Genomic DNA, 21,945 nt, shown 5'->3' with positions numbered 1-21,945 from the left:
TAGCCGTGCCACCACCGCCCGTCCGTGCCATACGGCCAGCAGGGGAGCGGGGGTGGCACGGTGACCGAGGTCCTGCTGCTCCTGCTCGCCCTGCTGCTGACGCTGGCCTGCGCGGTCTTCGTCGCCGCCGAGTTCTCCCTGACCACCGTCGAACGCGGTGAACTGGAGCGTGCCGCCGACGCCGGCGAGCGCGGAGCCGAGAGCGCGCTGCGCGCCGTACGGCGCCTGACGCTCCAGCTGTCCGGCGCCCAGCTCGGCATCACCGTCACCTCACTGGTGATCGGCATGCTCGCCGAACCCTCCCTCGCCGCGCTGCTGCGCGGGCCCCTGCGCTCCCTCGGCCTGGGCGGCGCCGCCCCGACCGTGGCGACCCTGCTGGGCGTGGTGCTGTCCACCGTGGTGCTGATGGTGATCGGCGAGCTGGTCCCGAAGAACTGGGCGATCTCCCGGCCGGCGGCGGTCGCCAAGGTCGTCGCGGGACCCCAGCGCGCGTTCACCGCCGCCTTCGGCCCGTTCATCGGACACCTCAACAGCACCGCGAACCGTTTCGTGCGCCGTGTCGGCCTGGAGCCCGCCGAGGAACTGGCCTCCGCGCGCACCGCCGAGGAACTGGGCGCACTCGCCCGGCGCTCGGCCGCCGAGGGCGCCCTGGAGGCGGACTCCGCGGAACTCTTCGTCCGCACCCTGCACCTGAGCGAGCTGACCGCCGAGAACGTGATGACACCCCGGGTCGACGTCAAGGCCCTCGAGGTGCACGCCACCGCCGCCGACGCCGCCGCCCTCAGCCACGCCACCGGACTGTCCCGCTTCCCCGTCTACCGCGACAGCCTCGACGAGGTGGTCGGCACCGTCCACATCCGCGACGTACTCGCCCTGGAGCCGGAGCGGCGGGCCGGTACGCCCGTCACCGAGCTGACCGCCCCGCCCCTGCTGGTGCCCGACAGCCTCCCCGCCGACCGGCTGCTGGAACGGATGCGCGCGCACCGCACCATGGCCGTGATCATCGACGAGTACGGCGGCACCGCGGGCGTGGCCAGCGTGGAGGACATCGTCGAGGAGGTCGTCGGCGAGGTCCGCGACGAGCACGACCCCTTCGAGGCACCCGACCTGGCCCCCGCCCCGGACACCGAGGACGGACGCTCCGTCTGGGAGGCCGACGGCAGCGTCCGCCTCGACCGGCTCGCCGGCATCGGACTCGTCGCACCGGACGGCCCGTACGAGACCGTCGCCGGGCTGATCGCCACCCGCCTGGCCCGCATCCCCGTCAAGGGCGACGTGGTGGAACTCGACGGCTGGCGGCTCGACGTGCTGGAGGTCGAGCACCACCGCGCCGACCGGATACGCGTCACCGAGCCGGCCCCGGCCCCGCTCGCCCCGGCCATGGAGGGGGCCCGATGACCGCCCTGCAACTCACCATCGGCGCCCTCACCCTGCTGACCAACGCGTTCTTCGTCGGCGCCGAGTTCGCCCTGATCTCCGTGCGCCGCAGTCAGATCGAACCCCGCGCCCAGGCGGGCGAGAAGCGCGCCCGGATGACCCTGTGGGCGCTGGAGCACCTGTCCGCGATGATGGCCACCGCACAGCTCGGCATCACCGCCTCCTCCCTGGTGCTCGGCGCGGTCGCCGAACCCGCCATCGCGCACCTGCTGGAGCCCGGCTTCGAGGCGGTGAACATCCCGGACGCGCTGGTGCACCCGATCGCGTTCGTCATCGCCCTGATCCTCGCCACGTATCTGCACATGCTGATCGGCGAGATGGTGCCCAAGAACATCGCGCTCGCCGCGCCCGTGCCCAGCGCCCTGCTGCTCGGCCCGCCGCTGGTGGCGCTCACCCGGGCGCTGCGGCCGTTCGTCTTCGGCATCAACGCCTTCGCCAACGTCCTGCTGCGGCTGCTGCGCGTCGAACCGAAGGACGAGGTCGAGTCGGTCTTCACCGACGACCAGCTCGCCCGGATGGTCGTCGACTCCAGCGAGGCCGGCCTGCTCGGCCCCGCCGACGGACAGCGGCTGCGCGACGCCCTGGAGCTGGGCACCCGCCCGGTCGGCGAGATCCTGGTCCCCGTGCAGCGGATGCGCACCACCGACCACACCGTCACCCCGGCCCGGCTGGAACGGCTGGCCGCCGAGGCGGGCCTGTCCCGCTTCCCCGTCACCGGCCCCGACGGCGCCCTCCTCGGCTATCTGCACGTCAAGGACACCCTCGGCGTCACCGACCGCGACCGGCCCTTCCCGCGCACCGCGCTGCACAAGGTCACCCGGGTCCGCATCGACACCCCGCTCGACGACACGCTCACCGCGCTGCGGGCGGAGGGCAGCCACCTCGCCGCCGTCGTCGGGGAGAGTGGCACCGTCATCGGTTTCGTGACCATGGAGGACGTCCTGTCCGAACTGGTCGGACCGGCGGCCCCCGCCACCGCCTGACCCGCTCCGGCCGGGAACAAGGATCCGGCCGGAGCCGTTGGAACATCGCACACCCACAGAAGGAGCACGTACGTGTCCGCCAGACCGACGGACCCCCCGGGGCACAGTCCCCGCCCCTCCCGCCGGGCAGCCCCTGAGCACGGCACGCGGCGGGACACCCCCGCGCAGTCCGCACGCCGGTGAGCGCCGCCAACGCCCTCCTGGGCGTGCTCGCCGTGTTCGTCCTGACCGCCGGCACGGGATACTTCGTCGCCCAGGAATTCGCCTATGTCTCCGCCGACCGTCTCGCCCTGGCCCGTGAGGCCGAGACCGGCGACCGCAGGGCCGCACGCGCCCTGAAGGTGCTGGAGCGGCTGTCGTTCATGCTGTCCGGCGCCCAGCTCGGCATCACCGTGACCGGACTGGTGGTCGGCTTCATCGCCGAGCCGTCGGTGTCCGCGCTGCTGCGGCCCGCGCTGTCCGGCCTGGGCATCCCCGACGCCGCCGTGAGCGGCATCGCGGTCGTACTGGCCTTCGTGCTGGCCACGATCGTGCAGATGGTGCTCGGCGAACTGGCCCCGAAGAACCTCGCCATCGCCGTGCCGGAACGGCTGGCGAAGGCGCTGGCCGGCTCCACGCTCGCCTATCTGAAGGTCGTCGGCCCCCTCGTGCACGTCTTCGACGCGACCGCGAACAAGCTGCTGCGCCGGGTCGGCATCGAACCGGTCGAGGAGCTGCACCACGGCGCGACGCTGGAGGAACTGGGGCATCTGATCGGCGAGTCCCACGAGCAGGGAGCCCTGCCCAAGGACACCGCCGCCCTGCTCGACCACGCCCTGGAGTTCTCCGACCGGACACTGAACGAGGTGATGGTGCCCCGCGTGGACGCCGTCTTCGTCCGGGGGGACGCCACCGCCGCCGAAGCGGTCGACCTGATCGCCGAGCACGGCCACTCCAACTACCCCGTGCTCGGCGACCACCCCGACGACGTCGGCGGTGTCCTCGGCGTGGCCGAGCTGATGCGCCTGCCCGGCGACCGTCTCGCCGCGACCACCGCGGGAGCGGTCGCCCGGCGGCCGCTGCTGCTGCCCGACACCCTGCCGCTGCCCGACGCCGTCACCCAGATGCGGGAGCGCGACGACGAGTTCGCGGTCGTCCTGGACGAGCACGGCGGCGTCGCCGGCATCGTCACCTACGAGGACATCGCCGAGGAACTCGTCGGCGACATCGCGGACGAGTCCGACACCGTCACCGAGGTCGCCGTCGCCGCCGGCGGCGGCTGGCTGGTGGACGCCGGCCGCCGGCTGGACGAGGTGGCCGAGGTCACCGGCGTCGAACTGCCCGGGGACGAGGACTACGACACCGTGGCCGGCCTGATCGTCGACCGGCTCGGCCGCTTCCCGGCCATCGGGGACCGGCTCACGGTCGAGCTGTCCGACGGCACGAGCGCCGTGATCGACGTACGCACCCTCGACCGGCACGTGCCCGAGCGCGTACGGATCGAGCGGCAGGCTCCGGAGAAGGAGGAGCAGGCATGAGTTTCCCGATGGCGCTCTTCGTCACCGTGCTGCTGCTGATCGGCAGCGGATTCTTCGTGGCCGCCGAGTTCGCGCTGGTCGCCGCCAAGCGGCACCGCATGGAGAAGGCGGCGGCCGAGGGCCGCGGCGGAGCCAGGGCCGCCCTGGCCGGCATGCGCGAGCTGTCGCTGATGCTGGCCGGCGCCCAGCTGGGCATCACCGTGTGCACCCTGGGCCTCGGCTCCGTCTCCAAGCCCGCGATCTCCCACGAACTCGACCCGCTGCTGCTCGAGCTGGGCCTGCCCAGCGCGCTCAGCTACGGGGTGGCCTTCGCGGTCGCCATGATCGTGGTCGTGTTCCTGCACATGGTGGTCGGCGAGATGGCCCCCAAGTCGTGGGCCATCGCCCACCCCGAGCGCTCGGCGATGCTGCTCTCCCCGCCCTTCCGGGCCGTGGTGAAGCTCGTACGGCCGCTGATCCGGGTGCTGAACGCGGTGAGCAACGCCCTGGTACGGCTGTGCCGGGTCACCCCGCGCGACGAGCTGGCCTCGGTGCACAACCGGGAGCAGCTCACCCATCTGGTCGCCGAGTCCGAACGGCTCGGCCTGATCAGCGAGACGGACTCGGAACTGCTGACCCGCTCGCTGACCGAACCCCAGACCCCGATACGGGAACTGAGGGTGCCGGCCGCCGAGATCGTCTGGGTGGACGGCGGCGCCGGCCTCGACGAGATCCTGCGCGTGGCGGCGTCCCGGGGCCGCACCCGGCTGCTGGTCCGCGAGCACGACACGGTCCTCGGTTCGGTGCACGCCCGGGACGCCGTGGTCGCCCGTGCCCAGGGCCGGGCCACCAGCGCCCGCGCGCTGGCCCGCCCGGTGCCCGGACTGACCGAGGAGGCGACGGTAGCCGAGGCGATCGACCTGCTGCGCCGCCGCCGCTCCTCGCTCGCCGTGGTCCGCGACGGCTCCGGGGCACTCACCGGAATGGTGAGCCTGGACGACCTGCTGGCCCGCTTCCTGCAGCCGCAGACGGTCTAGGCCCGGCACGTCCCCGGCCCGCGCCGGGCCGGGGACGACAGGGTGCGCGCCGGTGCAGGCGTCGCCCGGGCGCCGTTCACCCGTTCAGCCGGCGGCGGCGCTCGTTGTGCCAGGCGATGGCGCGCCGGATGTCGGGCTCGTCGAGTCCGGTACGGCGGGCGAGCCGGCCCATGGAGAGCTCCGGCGGGCCGGACATCATCACCCGGCTGATCTTGGCGGCCCACAGCTCCTCGTCCACGAACGGACGGAGCCCGTACTCCTCGCGGATCACGTCGAGATGGGCCTCGCAGCAGGCGGTGACGGGGCGCAGACCGTCGTGCCACTCGTCGGTGGGATGGACGGACGAGGAGTCCGCCACATAGCCGCGCACCGCGTCGTCCGCGGGGAACGTCCTCGCGCACAGGTCGCACAGTTCCGGCGCCGGGGTCCGCGCACGCCGTGCCCGCTTCCTGCGCTTCCACATCGTCAGCTCCCGGGGGCCGGATGCGGCCAGCGTACTGCCGCCACGGCCCCCGCACCCGGTGGCGTCCCACGTTCGGGGCCGCACCCGCACGGAATCCGCCACCTCCCCGGCGGTCCGGCGTGTCGTGTTCCCGGCCCGGGGCACTGGTGGACCATGAAGGTCCCACCGGCCGGCAACCGGGACCGGACGAAAGGACGAGGGTGGACCCCACGGGCGCAGGCGCAGACACGGACGTACGACGGCTGATCCCGCGCACCGACGCCTTGCTGCGCGATCCCCGTCTGGCACGGGCGGCGGACCGGCTGGGAGCGGCCCGGGTGAAGTCGGCGGTCCACCGCGCCCAGCAGCGGGCGCGGGAGGGCGCCGTGCCGCCGGCCGCGGTCGCCGACACGGCCGTGTCGCTGCTGCCGAGGTCGGCCGGCGGACTGCGCCCGGTCATCAACGCCACCGGAGTGCTGCTGCACACCAACCTCGGCCGGGCCCCGCTGTCGGCGGCGGCCCGGCAGGCCGTCCAGGAGGCCGCCGGACCCACCGACGTCGAACTCGATCTGCGCACCGGCGTCCGGGCCCGCCGGGGCCGTACCGCCCTGGCCGCCCTGCGCGCCGCCGTGCCGGCCGCCGGGGCCGCGCACGTCGTCAACAACGGGGCCGCCGCCCTGGTGCTCGCCGCGACCGCGCTCGCCGCCGGACGCGAGATCGTCGTGAGCCGGGGGGAGATGGTGGAGATCGGCGACGGTTTCCGCCTGCCCGACCTGCTGGTCTCCACGGGCGCACGGCTGCGCGAGGTGGGCACCACCAACCGCACCACGGCCGCCGACTACGCCGAGGCCGTCGGCCCGCAGACCGCCTTCGTCCTGAAGGTGCACCCCTCCAACTTCCGGATCACCGGGTTCACCCGGGCCGCGGACGTGGCCGAACTGACCGACCTGGGCGTCCCGGTCGTCGTCGACATCGGCTCCGGTCTGCTCGCCCCGCATCCGCTGCTGCCCGAAGAACCCGACGCCCGCACCCAGTTGACGGCCGGGGCGGCGCTCGTCACCGCGAGCGGCGACAAACTGCTGGGCGGACCGCAGTGCGGACTCCTCCTGGGACGCGAGGAGTTGGTCGGCACCCTGGCCCGGCACCCGCTGGCCCGCGCCCTGCGCGTGGACAAGCTCACCCTCGCCGCCCTGGAGGCCACCCTGACCGGCCCGGGAACCCCCACCGGCGCAGCGCTCGACGCCGACCCCGGAGAACTGGGACGGCGTGCCGAGCGGCTCGCCGCCCTGCTCGCCGCCGAGGGCACCGACGTACGGGCCGTCCCGAGCGGGGCCACCGTCGGAGGCGGCGGAGCACCCGGCGTGACCCTGCCCAGCACCGCCCTGTCGCTGCCCGAGCGCTACGCACAGGCCCTGCGCACCGGAGCGGACCCCGTGGTCGGGCGCCTGGAGGACGGACGGTGCCTGCTCGACCTGCGGGCGGTGCCGGCGGCCGACGACGAACGCCTCGCCGCGGCCGTCCGGGCCGTCGAGGGGAGGTAGCGGACATGCGGGTGCTGGCCACCGCCGGACACGTCGACCACGGGAAGTCCGCCCTCGCGCGGGCACTGACCGGGATGGAACCCGACCGGTTCGAGGAGGAGCGGCGCCGGGGCCTGACCCTGGACCTCGGCTTCGTCTGGACCCGCCTCGACCCGCCCGACGGCGAGCACCTCGCCCTCGTCGACGTGCCGGGCCACGAACGGTTCGTCGCCACCATGCTGGCCGGCGTCGGCCCCGTACCGGCGGTGCTGTTCGTGGTCGCCGCCGACCAGGGCTGGCAGGAACAGTCGCAGGAGCACCTGGAGATTCTCCACGCGCTCGGCGTGCGGCACGCCGTGCTCGCCGTGACCCGCTGCGATCTGGCCGACCCCGAGCCCGTGCGCGCGGACGCCGTGGAACGCCTGGCCGCGACCTCCCTCGGCACCGTGCCGGCCGTCGCGGTGAGCGCGGTGACGGGCGAGGGACTGGACCAGCTGCGCAAGGAACTCGACCGGCTGGCCCACGCGTTGCCCGTCCCGCCCGCCGACGCGGACGTCCGGCTCTGGCTCGACCGGGCCTTCACCGTGCGCGGGCACGGCACCGTCGTCACCGGCACCCTGGGCGCGGGCACCCTGCGGACCGGCGACCGGCTGGTGACGGGGGACGGCGCGACCCCGCTGCGGGTGCGCGGACTGCAGTGCCTGGGGGAGGACCGCTCCGCCGTCGGCGGCGTGGCACGCGTGGCGGTCAACGTGCACGGGGCGTCCGACGTGGAACTGGGCCGGGGAAAGGTGCTGTTGACGCCGGACCGGTGGCTGCTCACGGGCACCTTCGACGTCCGTGTCACCGGAACTCCCGCCGGGGAGCTGCCCCGTGGGACCACCCTGCACCTCGGGACCGCCGCGGTACCGGTGACCGTCCGGCCGCTCGGCGCGGACACGGCCAGACTGACCTCGGACCGCCCGCTGCCCCTGCGGATCGGCGACCGCGCCGTGCTGCGGGAACCCGGCGGAGGGCGGCGCGCCCCGTGCGGGGTGACCGTACTGGACGTCCGGCCACCGGAGTTGACCCGGCGCGGAGCGGCCCGCGCCCGGGCGGCCGCACTGGACGGCATGACCGGCCGGCCCGACGGAACGGCCGAACTGCGCCGGCGCCGCCTCGTCCGCCGCAGCGAGCTGGAGGCCATGGGCGCCACGGCTCCCGCGCCGCCCGTCGCCGTGGACTGGCTGGCCGACCCGGAGCACTGGGCGGCGCTGCGGGACCGCCTGGGCGCCGAGGTGGAACGACACGCCACGCACCACCCGCTGGACCCCGGGCTGCCCACCGAGGCGGCCCGCCGGCTGCTGGACCTGCCCGACCGGGCCCTCGTCGACGCCCTCGCCGACACCCCGGGCACGGTGCCGCTGCGCCGCGGCCAGGGGCGGCTGCACGGCCCCGGCCCGGAGGGGCCCGCCCTCCCGCCGCGCGTCCGGACCGCCGTCGACGCCCTGCGGGCCGGACTCGAACGGTCGCCCTTCCACGCGCCGGAGGCCGGACGCCTGGCCGAACTGGGCCTCCACCGCAGGGAACTGGCCGCCGCGGTCACGGCGGGCGCGCTGCTGCGGGTCGCCGACGGCATCGTCCTGCTCCCCGGAGCGGACACCCGGGCCGCCGCGGTCCTGCGCGCCCTCCCGCAGCCGTTCACGCTGAGCGAGGCCCGCCGGGCCCTCGACACCACCCGCAGAGTGGCCGTACCGCTGCTGGAGTTCCTGGACGGGCGCGGTCTCACCGAACGGGTGGACGACCGACGCCGGCGCTGCCGCCCCGACGACCACGACCCCGGCGATCCGGGCGACGCGGGGAGCGGAGGCGGACGGGAATCGAACCCGCCTGCCCGAGATCCCCGGGCACCTCGGTTTTGAAGACCGGGAGGGCCACCAGGCACCCACACGCCTCCACCGCCCGGCCAGGCTACCGCCTCACCCACCCGATCCCCGACAACCCGATCACGGACAACCCGATCCCCGACGAGGAGACAAGGAGTCAGGCGCATGCACTCCCCGACCCGGGCGCCCGTACGCCTCACCCAGTTCGCACACGGCGGCGGCTGCGCCTGCAAGATCCCGCCCGGAGAACTGGAGGACGTCCTGGCCGGCCTCACCGCACCCGTGTCCGTCACCGGCGACACCCCGCTGCTGGTGGGGTCGGCCACGGGGGACGACGCGGCGGTGGCCGCACTCCCCGGGCGGGCGGGGGCGGTGGTCTCCACCGCCGACTTCTTCACCCCCGTCGTCGACGACGCCTACGACTGGGGGCGCATCGCCGCCGCCAACGCCCTGTCCGACGTGTACGCGATGGGCGGACGCCCCGTCCTCGCCGTCAACCTCCTGGCCTGGCCCCGGGACGTCCTGCCCTTCGAACTGGCGCGTGAGGTCCTGCGCGGCGGACTGACCGTCGCCGCGGAGGCCGGCTGCCATGTGGGCGGCGGGCACAGCGTGGACGACCCGGAACCCAAGTACGGGATGGCCGTCACCGGTCTGGCGGACCCCGGCCGGCTGCTGCGCAACGACACCGGCCGCCCGGGCGTGCCGCTGTCGCTCACCAAGCCCCTCGGGCTGGGCGTGCTCAACAACCGGCACAAGGCCACCGGCGAGCGGTTCGAGCAGGCCGTGGCCACCATGGTGGAGCTCAACCGGGACGCCTCCGCCGCCGCCCTCGCCGCCGGCGCGGTCTGCGCCACCGACATCACCGGCTTCGGCCTCCTCGGCCACCTGCACAAACTCGCCCGCGCCTCCGGCGTCACCGCCGTGCTCGACACCGCCGCCGTACCCTACCTCGGCGGGGCCCGCCGGGCGGTGCGGGACGGCTATGTCAGCGGCGGCACCCGGCGCAACCTCGACTGGGTGACACCGTTCACCGACTTCGGCACCGCGGACGAGGACACCCGGCTGCTCCTGGCCGACGCCCAGACCTCCGGCGGACTGCTGGTGGCGGGCGAGGTGCCCGGCGCCCCGGTGATCGGCGAACTCGTCCCGCGGGGCACGCACACCGTCGTCCTGAGGTGAGCCCTCACATCCCGGTGCCGGTCTCCTCGTCGATGCCCGCCCGCTCCCGGTAACGGCGCACCAGCTCCGTGGCGGCCGGGCCGCGCGGCCGGCGCCCCGGCCGGATGTCCACGGCCAGCGCCTTCGCCTCCTGGATGTGGGTGTTGGGGTCGAGGGACAGGTGCAGCAGCTCATTGGCCGCGTCGCCGGTGCTGTAACCGTTCGGGCCCCAGTGGTAGGGCAGGCCCACCTGGTGCAGCCGGCGGCCGTGCACGGTCAGCGAGGGCACGCGGTCGGTGACCAGCACCCGTGCCTCGATCACCGCGCGGGCGCTGACGATCGTCGCCCAGCCGGTGTGCGCCAGGCCCCGCTCGGCGGCGAGCTCCGGTGACACCTCGCAGAAGAACTCCGGCTGCAGCTCGGCCAGATAGGGCTGCCAGCGGGACATGCCGCCCGCCGTGTGATGCTCGGTGAGCCGGTAGGTGGTGGCCACGTACGGGAACACCTCGCTGCCCGGCTCGGTGCCGCTCGGCTGGTAGCGGTTGTCCGGGTGCGGCGGCTGCAGCAGATGCCGCACGGGGTTGCGCTGACGGCCGTACAGCAGGTTGGGGAACGGCGAGTCCTGCGGTTCGTAGTGGGTCGGCAGCGGACCGTCGGTGAGCCCGGACGGCGCGTACAGCCACGCCTTGCCGTCGTCCTGCATGATGAACGCGTCGGTCCCGGACAGCGCGTCGGGGCCGGAGGCGTCCTTCGGCGGCCGGTGGCCGGGGGACTTGCCCTTCTGGAAGTCGGGGACGTCGTGCCCGGTCCACTCGCCCCGCTCCGCGTCCCACCACACCAGCGCCTTGCGCTCGCTCCAGGGCCTGCCGTCCGCGTCGGCCGAGGCACGGTTGTACAGCACCCGGCGGTTGGCGGGCCAGGCCCAGCCCCATTCGGCGGCGACCCAGTCCTGCTCCCGGCCCGGCCTGCGGCGGTCGGCCTGGTTGACGCCGTCGGCGTGCACACCGCAGTAGATCCAGCAGCCGCAGGAGGTGGAGCCGTCGGCCGCGAGCTGCTCGTAACCGGAGAGCGGGGCGCCGTCGGCGTCGCGGCCGTTGATCTCGGCCAGCACCGCCTCGGCGTCGGGCTCGGCGAGCTCACCGGACGTCGGGTAGTCCCACGTCAGGTCGAGCAGCGGCCGGTCCATCGGATCGGTGGACGCGGCGAGCTTCTCCCGGATGATCCGCCCGAGGTGGAAGGTGAACCACAGGTCGCTGCGCGCCTCGCCGGGCGGCCGCACCGCCTGGTGGTGCCACTGCAGCAGCCGCTGGGTGTTGGTGAAGCTGCCGTCCTTCTCGGTGTGCGCGGCGGCCGGCAGGAAGAACACCTCGGTGCCGATGTCCTCGGTGCGCATCTCGCCCGTCTCGGTCTCCGGACCGTCCTTCCACCAGGTGGCCGACTCGATGAGGGAGAAGTCCCGTACGACGAGCCAGTCCAGGTTGGCCATGCCCAGGCGCTGGAGCTTGGCGTTGCCGGAGCCGACCGCCGGGTTCTCGCCCATGAGGAAGTAGCCCTTGCAGACGCCGTCCAGCTGGGCCATGACCGTCTCGTAGGTGGAGTGCGAGCCGGTCAGCCGCGGCAGGTAGTCGAAGCAGAAGTCGTTCTCCGCCGTGGCCGCGTCGCCCCAGTACGCCTTGAGCAGGCTCACCAGGTAGGCGCGCATGTTGCCCCAGTAGCCCTTGGGTGCCGCGTCGGCCCGCACGAAGGTCTCCAGGCTCAGCTCGGGGTGGGCGTACGGCATCGGGATGTAGCCGGGCAGCAGATTGAACAGCGTCGGGATGTCCGTCGACCCCTGGATGGAGGCGTGCCCGCGCAGCGCGAGGATGCCGCCACCGGGCCGGCCGATGTTGCCGAGCAGGCTCTGCAGCACGGACGCCGCGCGGATGTACTGCACACCGACGGTGTGCTGGGTCCAGCCGACCGCGTACGCGAGTGCGGTGGTGCGGTCCCGTCCGGAGTTCTCGGTGATCATGTCGCACACCTGGCGGAACACGTCCCGGGGGACTCCGCAGATCCGCTCCACCATCTCCGGCGTGTAGCGGGCGTAGTGCCGCTTGAGGACCTGGAAGACACAGCGGGGGTGGGTCATCGTCTCGTCGGACTCGGGCTCGCCCCCGGGGATCGTGGCGCCGCCCGAGCCGTGCGACTCACCGCGCGCCGCGTCCGAGACGTCGGGGGCCGACTCGTTGCGCCGGTCGAACTGCTGGTCGCGCTGCCCGGAGGCGGCCTGGACGTCGACGCCCTGGTACTGCCAGCTGGTCGGGTCGTAGCCGCGGCTGTCGGCGTCGAGCCCGGAGAACACGCCGTCCAGGTCCTCGGTGTCGCGGAAGTCCTCCCGCAGGATCACCGGGCCGTTGGTGTAGGCGACCACGTAGTCCCGGAAGTAGGCGTCGGTGCTCAGGACGTGGTTGACGATCCCGCCGAGGAAGGCGATGTCCGAGCCGGCCCGCAGCGCCACGTGCACGTCGGCCAGGGCGCTGGTGCGGGTGAACCGCGGGTCGATGTGGATCACCTTCGCCCCGCGGGCCTTGGCCTCCATCACCCACTGGAACCCCACCGGATGGCACTCGGCCATGTTGGAGCCCTGGATGACGATGCAGTCGGAGTGCTGCAGGTCCTGCTGGAAGGTGGTCGCGCCGCCGCGGCCGAACGAGGTTCCCAGACCGGGAACGGTGGAGGAGTGTCAAATACGCGCCTGGTTCTCGATCTGGACGGCGCCCAGGGCGGTGAACAACTTCTTGATGAGGTAGTTCTCCTCGTTGTCCAGCGTGGCCCCGCCCAGGCTCGCGATGCCGAGGGTGCGGCGGGTGCGGGTCTGCTCGACCTCCCACTGCCAGCCCGCCCGGCGGGCCTCGATCACCCGGTCGGCGATCATGTCCATCGCCGTGTCGAGGTCGAGGCGTTCCCAGTCGGTGCCGTGCGGGCGCCGGTACAGCACCTGGTGCTCGCGTGCGCCCCCGGTGGTCAGCTGCAGACTGGCCGAGCCCTTGGGGCACAGCCGGCCGCGCGAGATGGGGGAGTCGGGGTCGCCCTCGATCTGGGTGACGCGCCCGTCCTCCACGTACACGTTCTGGCCGCAGCCGACCGCGCAGTAGGGGCAGACCGACTTCACGACCCGGTCCGCCGTGGCGGTCCGGGGCGTGAGCCGCCCGGTCGGCCCGCTCTTGGCGGCGGCTCCGCGGCCCAGCGGGTCGGTGCCCGTGAGCTGGCGGTAGACCGGCCAGGAATCGATCCAGGTGCGCACGCCCATGTCGCCTGCCCTTTCCGCGGTACGCGATTGCCGTGACGGAGTACCCCCTTCTCCGCGTTCCAATCCGGGCCGTCACCCGGGGAGAGGTGCACAATGGCGACGGCGCGAGGACGGCGAACGACCCCATGTCAGGAGGGTGCGGCATGCCTCTGAGACACGTGGCCCACGGGATCCGGGCCTCGATGCGCAACAACGGCCAGGCCTACGGCTACTCCGTGTCCGTCACCATCGCGCTGGGGCTGCTGACCGTCGAGGCGAACGAGCCCGGTTCGGCCCACTACATCTACTTCGCGCTCGGCGCGGCGGTCGCCTTCAGCGTGCTGGAACTGCTCGCGACCACCGGGTTCCGCAAGCCGCTCGAGGAGGAACCGAGCACGGTCACGGCGATGGGCGTCTCGCTCAGCGTGGTCTCCGTCGGTGTCTCGGCGCTCCTGGCCTGGGCGGCGTCGTCCCTCGTCGGGGGCGTGGCCGCGTGGCCGGTGACGTCCTTCTCCGTGTCGGTCGTCTACCTGGTGCTGGCCGGGACCGAGTTCGCCCTCGCGGAGCGCGCCCAGCGCTCCGCACCCACGGACGAGCGGGAGACGCCGTAGCGGGCGGCCCCGCGGCGTCGGGTACGCGCTCCTCCGCGGCGGCCCCCGACTACCCCCGGGCCCCGGCCGCCAGCCGTTCGCGCTGCGGTACGACCGTGTAGCGGGGGTCCTCGGCCGAGGCCACGCCGGCGTGGAACACGCCGAGCCGCAGGGCCACGGACCCGGCCAGCAGGGCCGTACCTGCGAGGGCGCCGAGCACCCGGCCGCGGCGGCGGCCCGCGCAGGCCGCGAGCAGCGCGCCGCCGGCCGTGAGCCCTTCCGCCGCGCGCAGCCACGTCCGCGGTGCGCCCTTCTCGTACGGTTCGGCAGCCAGCCCCGCGTGCCGCTTCATCAGCCGGAAGGCGCCCAGTTCGAGCACGGCACCCAGGACGGCCGTCCGGCGGGCCGGGCCGGTCTGACCGGGAGGCGCCGAGACCAGGGCCCAGCCGGCCGCGGCCGTGGCGGCGGAGCCGGCGAACACGAACGGCATCTCGCGGTACCCCTCGTGCCACGACGGCACCGCCGTGTCGCAGATCAGCACGGCGGTGTACGTCGCCACCGCCGGGGCGAGCGCGGCGGCGGACGCCGTGGCGGCGGCACCCGCGATCCGGTACCTGCCGGCCACATCGGCGGCGGCCGCGGCCATCGTCAGCGGCGCGTAGCCCGCCAGGAGCCACGACCCCACGCTCATCGGGGACGTCGGCTTGAAGACGCGGAGCATGTAGAGGAAGCGGACCGGGCGGCCCAGGTCGTGCACGAGCGCCGCCAGCGACAGGGAGATCGCCCCCGCCGCCCCCAGCTTCGCCGTACGGGCCAGCGCGGGCCGCGCCGTGACGTCCGCCCCGGCGGCCAGCAGGGACGACGCCCCGGCGAGCCCGCCGAGCCAGAGGTAGCCCGCCACGTCCAGCGGCTTCCACTCCGGCCGCTTCAGGATCGGCCGGCCGTAGTACGAGGCGAACTCGGCGTCCGGCACCATGGCCTGCTCGCCGCGCCCGCGGCGGCGGCCACGGCGCCGCCCGCCCTCCGTGCCGCCCCGGGCGGTCCCGCTCATCGCGGCCTCCTGACGAAAGAGGCGGCGGCCAGCGCGCCGAGCGTGGCGGCCGCCGCCGCCGCGTGCCGCCACATACTGGGCAGATCGCGTGTGGTGACCACCGGGTCCGGCGGCAGCCCGTACACCTCCGGCTCGTCCAGCAGGAGGAAGAACGCCCCGTCGCCCCCGACCCCGTCCCCCGGGTCCTCCCCGTACAGGCGGGCGTCGAGGGCCCCGGCACCGTGCAGCTGCGCCACCCGGCCCGCCGCACGCTCCCGCAGCTCCTCCAGCGGGCCGAACTGGATGGAGTCGGTCGGGCAGGCCTTGGCGCAGGCCGGCTCCATGCCGACGCCGAGCCGGTCGTAGCACATGGTGCACTTCCAGGCCCGTCCGTCGTCGGGCCGCCGCTCGATGACACCGTACGGACAGGCGGACACGCAGTAGCCGCAGCCGTTGCAGATGTCCTCCTGCACGACGACGGTGCTGAACTCCGTGCGGAACAGCGAACCGGTGGGGCACACGTCGAGACAGGCGGCGTGCGTGCAGTGCTTGCACACGTCGGACGACATCAGCCAGCGCACCTCGCCCCCGTCCGGCGAGTCGGCGATGCTCCGGGCCGCGGCGAAGACGTCGACGTCGTCGTGGCCGCCCCCGGGCGCCGCACCGCCCGCCGGAACCCGCTGCTCGATGAAGGCGACATGCCGCCAGGTGCTCGCCCCCAGGCCCTGGGTGTTGTCGTACGACATGCCGGTCAGTTCGAGGCCGTCCTCGGGAATCGCGTTCCACTCCTTGCACGCCACCTCGCACGCCTTGCAGCCGATGCACACCGAGGTGTCCGTGAAGAAGCCCATGCGGGGCGGCGGATCGGCGTGCCCGGCCTCGCGTGCGATGTCGTCCGTCATACGGGACCTCCTGACTCGGCGGCCACGAGTGCCCCCGCGGCGCCCGGCCGAAACGCCGAGCGGGCACGCCCGCCGCATCGTGTGTCAACCCAGCGGTGTACAGCCCCGGGTGGAGGCCGGCGCCGGCTACGACCCGTGGTGCCGGGGAAGGTCAACCCGTCGTGCGACGATCCGGGGCCGCGCCGTGCGTAGCGTCCTTCCCAGCACGGCGGACCGGTTCCACCCGGTACCGGCGTGCGGCGTCCGGGCCGATGTGGAGCCCAACGGGGGAGCCCGGTCCGGGGCCGGAAGAGGAGACGATCATGCGCATGGGCAAGGCGATCACCACCGCGGTCCTGTCCGCCGCCCTGGCCGGCGGTACCCTGGCCGCCGCCCCGGCGGCCCTGGCCCAGCCGGCGACGGCCGCCGCCGCCAACTACGACTGCGGCAAGGTCTGGTACTCCGGCACCGCTTTGACCAAGTACGGTCACAGCGGCAACCGTGTCATCGAGGTGCAGTGCCTGCTGTGGTTCCACGGCTACAACCTCGCACGGGACGGCCAGTTCGGCGACATCACGTACAGCAAGGTGCGGGCCTTCCAGAAGAAGGCCTTCCCGAACAACTCCAGCGAGTGGGACGGCCAGGTCGGCCCGAAGACCTGGGCCAAGCTGCGCGCCTACTGACGGACACGGTGAGGGGGCGGGACCGGGGGAGCGACGTGCCCCGGCCTCGCCCCCACCCGTCGGCGCCCCCCGGGGAGCCCGGCTAGGGCACGCCGAGCTCGAACAGCACGTAGCCCGCGTACGAGCCGGAGGCGAGGGCCGCGGTGCCCAGCACCGTGAGCAGCGAGGGCCACCCCAGCCGGCTCATGGCCAGGGCGAGCGGCACGAACAGCGGGAACAGGGGCAGCAGGTAGCGGGAGACATTGCCGAAGTACTGCTGGGTGGCCATCACCATCAGGTACGACAGCACCGTGTACACGACGAGGACGACGGGCGGACGCAGCCGTATCAGCAGCACGGTCAGCACCGGCACCAGCAGCACCACCCCTACGCCGATCGTGTCCTCCATCGGCATCGCGAACAGGTAGTCGAAATGGCCCACGGGCACGGAGGTGAGCACGTCGAAGCTGTGCCGGCCGTAGTCGAACTTGTGACCCCAGGCGCCGTCCTGGAGCTTGTTGTAACCGCCCCAGTCGCCCATCCGGTAGCCCACCCAGGCCAGATAGCCGACCGCGCCCAGCGGGGCGATCAGCACCGCGAGCAGCGGGCGGAGCAGTTTCTCCCGGCGGCGCCACACCGCGATCAGCCCGGCGACGGCGAGCGCGGCGACCAGGGTGACCGCGGTGGGCCGGGCCAGTCCCGCGGTGAAGGTCAGCACCCCGGCGGTGAGCCAGTGGCGGGTCATCACGGCACAGCAGGCCCAGGCGGCCAGCGCCGTGTACACGGACTCGGAGTACACCGCCCACTCCGCGCCCGAGCCGGGCCACACCGCCCACAACCCCACGGCGACCAGACCGGCCCGGTAGCCGCCCAGCCGGGCGGTGACGGCGTGGATGCCCAGGGCCGCCACGAACGAGAAGACGACCGACACGGTCATGCCGGCCCCGTACGGGCCGAGACCGGTGAGCTCCGAGACGATCCGCATCAGCGCCGGGTACAGGGGGAAGAACGCCGCGGAGTTGCCCTGGAGGGTGATCATGCCGGTGGCGCCGGGGACGGGCTCCAGCGCCGGATCGTAGCCGTGCAGGGCGATCTGCTGGTACCACCAGCCGTCCCAGCTGCCCAGCACGTCCCAGGGGTGCTCGCCGCCGCCGAACCGCGGGTGCTTCTCGCGGAAGTCGCCCGCCGAGTCCAGCAGGAACATGAAGACGGCGAAACCCGCGAGCTTCAGCGCCCCGTACAGCGCCACCACGGGCCCGCAGTACGCGGCGGCCCGGCGCAGCCGCTCGCGCCGTCGTGCGGGGTCGCCCGGCGGGGAGACGCGGGGGAGGGGGACGGAGGCGGCCGGTCCGGTCCGGCCGGTCCCGAGGGTGGTCATGAGGCGGAGGATCCTCTCGTACGGCGGGAGCGGTGGCCGGGGAACACCCAGGCCCGCAGGAGGAGGAAGCGCAGCAGGGTCGCGGCGAGGTTGGCGCCGACCAGCGTCAGCAGCTCCACGCGGGGGCCCGCCCCGGGCGCGGCGCGGTGCAGGACGGCCAGCGAACCGCTGGTGAGGGCGAGGCCCGCGAGGAAAGCCGCCAGCGCCTTGAGGTGGTGGCGCAGCGCCCCGTCCCGGCCCCGCACCCCGAAGGTGAGCCGCCGGTTCGCGGCGGTGTTGGCCACGGCCGCGAACAGCAGGGCGAGCGCGTTGGCCGCCTGGGCGCCGGCCGTGGGCCGCAGGACGGTGTAGAGCAGCAGGTGGAGCAGGGTGCTGGCCGCGCCCACGGCGGCGAAGCGCAGCAACTGGGGGAGCAGGGCGGGCGGCAGTCCGGCCGCCGCGTCGAGTTCCCCGGCGCGGCGCAGCGCGGCCAGCGGCAGCCGGCCACGGGTCAGCGCACGGCCCAGGCGGGCCATGCCGCGCAGATCGGCCAGGGCCGTGGCGAGGATGTCGACCCGGCTGTCGGGGTCGTCCACCCAGTCCACCGGCACCTCGTGGATCCGCAGACCGGCCCGCTCGGCGATCACCAGCAGTTCGGTGTCGAAGAACCACTCCCGGTCCTCCACCAGCGGCAGCAGCCGCTCGGCGACGTCGCGCCGTACCGCCTTGAAACCGCACTGGGCGTCGCTGAACCCCACGGCGAGGGTGCCCCGCAGCAGCCCGTTGTAGCAGCGGGAGACGATCTCCCGCTTGGGTCCGCGCACCACCCGGGAGCCGGGGGCCAGACGGGTGCCGATCGCGATGTCGGAGTGCCCGGAGATCAGCGGGGCCACCAGCGGCAGCAGCGCCGCCAGGTCGGTGGACAGGTCCACGTCGAGATAGGCGAGCACCGGGGCGGGCGACCGCGACCAGGCGGTGTGCAGGGCACGGCCGCGGCCCTTCTCGGCCAGCCGCAGCCACTCGGTCCCGGGCAGCTCCCGGGCCAGCCGCTCGGCGATGCGCGGGGTGCGGTCGGTACTGGCGTTGTCGGCGACGGTGATCCGGAAGGGATAGGGGAACGTCTCGGCCAGGTGGGCGTGGAGCCGGCGGACACAGGGCTCCAGGTCGTTCTCCTCGTTGTGCACGGGCACCACCACGTCCAGGACGGGTTCCGGGTGGTGCGCGGGCAGCGGGGCCCGGCGCGGCAGGGCCGGGCGGGCCGCGGACGCGGCGGTCGTGCGGCAGTCGGCCGGGGCCGGCCGCCTCGCGGTTCTCATGACGGATTCACGGTCTCTCTCCGGCGTACGGCATGGCGGAACCCCGGAGAGGGCCCGCGGGGGCATGCCGGGGACGCCCGGGCGGTGGTCGGGTGAAGCGCTCCGGGGCCGAAACCCCGGGGGACGGCCGGGTCGGGGCCCGGACCGGGACGGCGGTGCGGCCGTCAGCCGCTGTCGGCCGGCAGGGAGGGCCTCGCCTCCTCCGTGAACGACGGTGTGGTCACCGGCTGGGTGGAGACCGGCGGCGGGGGCGGGGCCGACACGGTCGCGTCGGACGTGCGGAAGACCGGCGTGCCGGACGGGGGGAAGGTCGGTGTGCGGGACGGGGGAAGGGCCGGTGTGCCGCCCCCGTGGCCGGGTGCCGTGGTGCCGGGCGTGTTCGGGGGCGGGAGGGAGGTGCCGGGGGCCGTCGGTGTCGGGGACGGCGGGGGCGGGGTCGGGCTGGTCGCCGGCAGGGGCGGCCGGTCGGCCGGCAGGGACCGGGAGCCGGTGCCGGGCAGCAGGGCCAGCCCGACGCTCAGGCCGGCCACGGCGAGGGCCGCGCCGCCGGCCCGCCACAGCGCCCGCGACCGGCGCCGGACCCGGATGCCCTCGTACAGACGGACCCGCTGCCCCGGCTCGAAGGGGGTGTGCCGGCGGTCGTCGTGCATCATGCGCGTCAGCTCGCGCTCGAAGTCGTCCATCGCTGCTCCCCTCACCCCACGGTTCTGACGGTGTCGGACAGGATCTGCCGCAGCCGCGCCACTCCGCGTGAGGCGTGGGAGCGGGCGGTGCCGACCGGGCAGCCGAGGGCCTGGGCCACCTGGCCCTCGGGCAGGTCCTCGCAGTAGCGGAGCACCACCGCGGCCCGCTGCCGCGGCGGCAGCAGGGCCAGCGCGGCCTCCAGCCGCGAGCGTTCGGCGACGGCCGCGGACACGTCGCCCGGCTCGGCCCGGTCGGGCAGCTCTCCCACCGGACGCTCGCCCCACCAGCGCCGGCGGGCCGAGCGGGCCGCCATCCGCACCAGCACCTGACGCACATACGCCTCGGGTGCCTGCTCGGCGACCCTCGGCCAGGCGAACCACAGCTTCACCAGGGCCTCCTGGACGAGGTCCTCGGCACGCTGCCGGTCGCCGCCGGTGAGCAGACGCGCGACATGGAGCAGCGTCGACCAGCGGGCGGCCACGAACTCGTCGAAGCCGTCGGCCCGAAACCGCTCCATCCCCACCGTCCCGCCTGCGAACAACCCCTTACACCCACACAAAGACTCGGGACCCGGCGAAACGATGCACCGGAACGTTGTGATCCACCTCACGCCACCTCGGGTCCGGGCATGCGAAGGGGCGGGCCGTACGCCCGCGACCGCCTTACGGCGATCGGTGAAGCGTACGGCCCGCCCCTTGTCGCGTCGGGCGCGGGCCCCGGTCTACGTACGGTCGCCCTTCGGCTTGCCCCGCTGGTCGGGCGTGCCGTGCGGGGGCGGGCCGAACGGCTGCGGCGAGGTGGCCGGCGTGACCGGGGACCCGCCCCGGCTCGCACCCTGTTCGGGGCGGACCGCGCCCGGGTCGCCGGACGTCGGCTCGGCGCCCGCGTGCAGCTGGTCCAGCCGGGCCGTCAGCAGTTCGGTCGCCGGGACCCGGTCGGCGTGCGACCGCTCGTAGGCCAGCAGCTCCTCGACCTCGCCCGCGGTCAGCGAGCGGATCCTGCTCTCCAGGCCGCCGAGCGGCAGATGGTCGTAGTCGGGCAGCGGCAGGGCGTTGCGGGCGGGATCTGCCATGGTTCTCACTTCCCTGTGGACGACGTGACGAGGGCGGCCCCGGGCGGTGTCCGCCGGGGCGGGGCGGTCAGCGACCGCCCGGTCCGCCGCTGCCGAACGACCCACTGCTGCCGTCGTCCCAGCGGGGCCGTTCCTGAGCCGCGCCGGCACGGCTCCCGGCGTTGCCGTGGCCGTTCAGCTCGTGCGGTGTCAGCCGCTCGTCGCTTCGGGGCACCTCGTTCGGTTCACGCTGCTCCCGCACCTCGTGGACCGGGCCTCCCTCGGGCATCCGGGGCTGCTCCTCGGGCCGGGGCCTGCGCGTCGTACTGTTCCTGGTCCGGCGGCTGCCGAGGACGAACATGCCGATCAGCAGGGCCAGCACCGCCAGGGCCGCCACCCCGAGCCCGACACCGAGAGCGCCGCGGCCCGCCGCGAGGTCGGCCGTCTCCATCCATGAGGTGTTCATCATGGCTCGCGGGTACCCCCGGTCCCGGGCACGAACCCGCTCACCCGGCCGCGACGGACACCCGCCGGTCCGCGTGCCGCGCCGCGACGGACACCCGCCGGTCCGCGTGCCGCGCCGCGACGGACACCCGTCGGCCCGCGCGCTGCGCCGCGACGGACGCCCGTCGGCCCGCGCGCCGCGCCACTGACGGACACCCGCCGGTCCCGCGCCGCGCCGACGTTTGAGCGCAGGAGCCGCGGCTACCCGCGCGAGGTGACCACGACATCGCAGAAGGAGCTGTTCCGTTTCCTGGAGGACCGGTTCGCCTGCGCCCAGGCCTGCACCGAGTGCGCACGGGCCTGCGCGACACGGGCCAGCCTGGTCGACCCCGACGGAACCGAGAACCAGGAACTCGTACGACGCAAGGGCATCATGTGCGCGGAGGTCTGCGACGCGACCTGCCGGGTGCTGTCCGAGCAGAACCAGGTGGACGAGGCGACCATCCGCGTCCAGGTCGAATGGTGCCGGCAGGTGTGCCTGGAGAGCGCGCAGGCGTTCGACGGCCACCCCGGGGCGGAGGAGACCGCGGAGGCCTGCCGCGCCTGCGCCCGGGCCTGCACCGAGTTCCTCGCCACCCTCGACTGACCGGCCCCTCCCCGAGTCCCGGGGCCGCGCCCGTGGCACCGTACAAAACCGGGCGAGTTGTCGCCATACTGGACGGGC

General features: G+C 74.3%; 19 protein-coding genes, 1 tRNA gene and 1 pseudogene. 10 read left to right on the top strand and 11 right to left on the bottom strand.

Annotated features, from left to right (window positions below; translation table 11 throughout):
* Window positions 1-60 precede the first annotated feature (60 nt).
* From ACZ434_RS22455 to ACZ434_RS22440, 4 genes are all read left to right on the top strand, one after another.
* On the top strand, window positions 61-1,398 hold the full coding sequence (locus ACZ434_RS22455) for a hemolysin family protein (RefSeq protein WP_468458508.1): 1,338 nt from the start codon (window positions 61-63) through the stop codon (window positions 1,396-1,398).
* Window positions 1,395-2,420: a hemolysin family protein gene (locus ACZ434_RS22450; protein ID WP_468458506.1), complete on the top strand. Its 1,026-nt coding sequence runs from the start codon at window positions 1,395-1,397 to the stop codon at window positions 2,418-2,420. The genes ACZ434_RS22455 and ACZ434_RS22450 overlap by 4 nt, the downstream gene beginning before the upstream one ends.
* Window positions 2,421-2,599: 179 nt before the next feature.
* Window positions 2,600-3,937 (top strand): hemolysin family protein, encoded by a 1,338-nt coding sequence (locus ACZ434_RS22445; RefSeq protein WP_468458504.1) that lies wholly within the window; start codon window positions 2,600-2,602, stop codon window positions 3,935-3,937.
* A complete protein-coding gene (locus tag ACZ434_RS22440; protein ID WP_468458502.1) occupies window positions 3,934-4,953 on the top strand; it encodes a hemolysin family protein in 1,020 nt (339 codons plus the stop codon). Before ACZ434_RS22445 ends, ACZ434_RS22440 begins: the two co-directional genes overlap by 4 nt.
* 76 nt (window positions 4,954-5,029) lie before the next feature.
* Here ACZ434_RS22440 and ACZ434_RS22435 read toward each other — a convergent pair whose 3' ends face one another.
* Complete coding sequence (locus tag ACZ434_RS22435; RefSeq protein WP_468458500.1) at window positions 5,030-5,416, bottom strand: hypothetical protein; 387 nt, start codon at window positions 5,414-5,416, stop codon at window positions 5,030-5,032.
* Between the two features lie 20 nt (window positions 5,417-5,436).
* Here ACZ434_RS22435 and selA point away from each other — a divergent pair, with 20 nt between their 5' ends.
* Window positions 5,437-6,936 carry an L-seryl-tRNA(Sec) selenium transferase gene (gene selA, locus ACZ434_RS22430; protein WP_468458498.1) on the top strand — a complete coding sequence of 500 codons (1,500 nt, stop codon included), beginning with the start codon at window positions 5,437-5,439 and terminating at the stop codon, window positions 6,934-6,936.
* 5 nt (window positions 6,937-6,941) lie between these two features.
* A pseudogene (locus ACZ434_RS22425) lies at window positions 6,942-8,648 on the top strand (GTP-binding protein); the annotation flags it as partial.
* Window positions 8,649-8,758: 110 nt separating this feature from the next.
* On the opposite strand, the gene ACZ434_RS22420 reads toward ACZ434_RS22425, so the two are convergent.
* Window positions 8,759-8,851 (bottom strand) — tRNA-Sec (locus ACZ434_RS22420).
* Between the two features lie 94 nt (window positions 8,852-8,945).
* On the opposite strand from ACZ434_RS22420, the gene selD reads away from it, so the two are divergent.
* Complete coding sequence (selD, locus tag ACZ434_RS22415) at window positions 8,946-9,959, top strand: selenide, water dikinase SelD (RefSeq protein WP_468458496.1); 1,014 nt, start codon at window positions 8,946-8,948, stop codon at window positions 9,957-9,959.
* Window positions 9,960-9,963: 4 nt separating this feature from the next.
* On the opposite strand, the gene fdh is transcribed toward selD, so the two are convergent.
* Entirely contained in the window at window positions 9,964-13,227 is a 3,264-nt protein-coding gene (fdh, locus tag ACZ434_RS22410; protein ID WP_468458494.1) for a formate dehydrogenase, read from the bottom strand.
* A 143-nt stretch (window positions 13,228-13,370) separates the two neighbouring features.
* Here fdh and ACZ434_RS22405 point away from each other — a divergent pair, with 143 nt between their 5' ends.
* Window positions 13,371-13,817 carry a hypothetical protein gene (locus ACZ434_RS22405; protein ID WP_468458492.1) on the top strand — a complete coding sequence of 149 codons (447 nt, stop codon included), beginning with the start codon at window positions 13,371-13,373 and terminating at the stop codon, window positions 13,815-13,817.
* Window positions 13,818-13,866: 49 nt separating this feature from the next.
* Here ACZ434_RS22405 and nrfD read toward each other — a convergent pair whose 3' ends face one another.
* Entirely contained in the window at window positions 13,867-14,847 is a 981-nt protein-coding gene (gene nrfD / locus ACZ434_RS22400; RefSeq protein ID WP_468458490.1) for an NrfD/PsrC family molybdoenzyme membrane anchor subunit, read from the bottom strand.
* Entirely contained in the window at window positions 14,844-15,728 is an 885-nt protein-coding gene (locus ACZ434_RS22395) for a 4Fe-4S dicluster domain-containing protein (RefSeq protein WP_468458488.1), read from the bottom strand. Before ACZ434_RS22395 ends, nrfD begins: the two co-directional genes overlap by 4 nt.
* Window positions 15,729-16,030: 302 nt before the next feature.
* On the opposite strand from ACZ434_RS22395, the gene ACZ434_RS22390 reads away from it, so the two are divergent.
* Window positions 16,031-16,390 carry a peptidoglycan-binding domain-containing protein gene (locus ACZ434_RS22390; protein WP_468458486.1) on the top strand — a complete coding sequence of 120 codons (360 nt, stop codon included), beginning with the start codon at window positions 16,031-16,033 and terminating at the stop codon, window positions 16,388-16,390.
* Window positions 16,391-16,472: 82 nt separating this feature from the next.
* Here the strand turns inward: ACZ434_RS22390 and ACZ434_RS22385 are convergent, their stop codons facing one another.
* The 6 genes from ACZ434_RS22385 to ACZ434_RS22360 all read right to left on the bottom strand — a co-directional run bounded on the left by ACZ434_RS22385 (window position 16,473) and on the right by ACZ434_RS22360 (window position 21,246).
* Complete coding sequence (locus ACZ434_RS22385; RefSeq protein WP_468458484.1) at window positions 16,473-17,747, bottom strand: hypothetical protein; 1,275 nt, start codon at window positions 17,745-17,747, stop codon at window positions 16,473-16,475.
* Window positions 17,744-19,042, bottom strand: coding sequence for a glycosyltransferase (locus tag ACZ434_RS22380; RefSeq protein WP_468458482.1), 1,299 nt, complete (start codon window positions 19,040-19,042; stop codon window positions 17,744-17,746). Before ACZ434_RS22380 ends, ACZ434_RS22385 begins: the two co-directional genes overlap by 4 nt.
* A 164-nt stretch (window positions 19,043-19,206) precedes the next feature.
* A complete protein-coding gene (locus tag ACZ434_RS22375; RefSeq protein WP_468458480.1) occupies window positions 19,207-19,725 on the bottom strand; it encodes a cellulase in 519 nt (172 codons plus the stop codon).
* 11 nt (window positions 19,726-19,736) lie between these two features.
* Complete coding sequence (locus ACZ434_RS22370; RefSeq protein WP_468458478.1) at window positions 19,737-20,243, bottom strand: SigE family RNA polymerase sigma factor; 507 nt, start codon at window positions 20,241-20,243, stop codon at window positions 19,737-19,739.
* 204 nt (window positions 20,244-20,447) lie between these two features.
* Window positions 20,448-20,798, bottom strand: a complete 351-nt coding sequence (locus ACZ434_RS22365) for a DUF8129 domain-containing protein (protein ID WP_468458476.1) — start codon at window positions 20,796-20,798, stop codon at window positions 20,448-20,450.
* A gap of 67 nt (window positions 20,799-20,865) precedes the next feature.
* A complete protein-coding gene (locus tag ACZ434_RS22360; RefSeq protein ID WP_468458474.1) occupies window positions 20,866-21,246 on the bottom strand; it encodes a DUF6479 family protein in 381 nt (126 codons plus the stop codon).
* 249 nt (window positions 21,247-21,495) lie between these two features.
* Here ACZ434_RS22360 and ACZ434_RS22355 point away from each other — a divergent pair, with 249 nt between their 5' ends.
* On the top strand, window positions 21,496-21,867 hold the full coding sequence (locus ACZ434_RS22355) for a four-helix bundle copper-binding protein (protein ID WP_468458471.1): 372 nt from the start codon (window positions 21,496-21,498) through the stop codon (window positions 21,865-21,867).
* Window positions 21,868-21,945: the final 78 nt, after the last annotated feature.

This window comes from Streptomyces sp. NPDC030893, from assembly GCF_055571535.1.
The sequence above is the reverse complement of the archived record's forward strand: the minus strand, read 5'-3'. Positions and strand labels throughout refer to the sequence as shown.